General features: G+C 38.5%; 1 protein-coding gene and 1 pseudogene. One reads left to right on the top strand and one right to left on the bottom strand.

The genetic code is table 11. The features are described 5' to 3' along the window. Nucleotides 1-287: 287 nt before the first annotated feature. On the bottom strand, nucleotides 288-857 hold the full coding sequence (locus FTV52_RS14575; protein ID WP_004969822.1) for a peptidylprolyl isomerase A: 570 nt from the start codon (nucleotides 855-857) through the stop codon (nucleotides 288-290). A 157-nt stretch (nucleotides 858-1014) separates the two neighbouring features. On the opposite strand from FTV52_RS14575, the pseudogene FTV52_RS14570 reads away from it, so the two are divergent. Beyond that, nucleotides 1015-1131: pseudogene (locus tag FTV52_RS14570) on the top strand (IS982 family transposase); the annotation flags it as partial.

Raw genomic sequence — 1131 nt, 5'->3', positions numbered from 1 at the left:
GTTCTTCATAATCTCTTAATGATCTTAATTTCTGCCTCGTCAGCAGAAATTTTAACGCAAAACACTTCTAACAACTCAACCCTGTAAGCTAAGTTCGTAGGCTGTTTCGCGTCGGGATGGGTGCATTATAGGGCAATTTCCTACACGTGCAAGTGCTTTTAACTGCTTGTTTTCACGAGTGTTGGATTTTTACGCACTATTTTGGTTCAAAAACACACAAAACTCGCACTAACCCTATGATTTTAAATTAAAAATATGTTTTTCATATTTTTGCAATCTAAATCCGCTTATTTTGTTGGGGCAGCCTCTTTCACTTTCACACTGAGTATTTTTACCGCTTGTTTCGGTACATTTTGATGCATGCCATAGTTGCCTGTTGGTACTTTTACAATTTTATCGACAACATCCATACCTTTAGTGACTTGACCAAATACCGCATAGCCTGCGTTACGTGGACTTCGATTTAAGAAATCGTTATCTACCACATTAATAAAGAATTGGCTGCTGGCAGAATCAGGATGATTCATACGTGCCATCGCCAAGGTACCACGGGTATTTTTCAATCCATTACTTGATTCATTACGAATGGTCGCTTTGGTTGGCTTTTCTTGCATATTGGCATCCATACCACCGCCTTGCACCATAAAGCCTGGGATAACACGATGGAAGATCGTACCGTTATAGAAGTTTGACTTGGCATAGTTTTCAAAGTTCTTTGCAGAAACTGGGGCTTTGTCATTAAACAGTTCGATTTCAATATTGCCCATGCTGGTTGTCATTTCTACCACGGTGTTGGCTGCCATCGTATTGAAGCTGATAAGCATTGCTGCCATGGTAAACACACTTTGTTTTAACATTTGCTGACCAATCCATCTGTGTTGTATTTGCATTGCATCTATATTAACCCGAATTACGGATAAGAAAAGCCCTTGAAAAAAAGGTAGTTAGAGCCATTTAGAAAGTTACGACACAACCCAAAGGCTCTAACTACCATGTACGATTTTTCTAACTACCATGTACGATTTTACAGAAATTTTTTGTATTGTTGATGATTTTTTCAAAAAATTTGAACCCATCTATTGGCAATTTCTCAAGCAAGAAAACAAACGTCAACGTATCAGACAAGCAACG

This window comes from Acinetobacter sp. YH1901141, assembly GCF_013416935.1.
GTDB lineage: Bacteria > Pseudomonadota > Gammaproteobacteria > Pseudomonadales > Moraxellaceae > Acinetobacter > Acinetobacter towneri.
Note: the sequence above shows the minus strand (reverse complement) of the source record. Positions and strands in the feature narration are given on the sequence as shown.

Bases quoted from the DNA above. Each gene is read 5' to 3' on its own strand.
- FTV52_RS14575 (WP_004969822.1), bottom strand. From the start codon at position 857: ATGTTAAAACAAAGTGTGTTTACCATGGCAGCAATGCTTATCAGCTTC.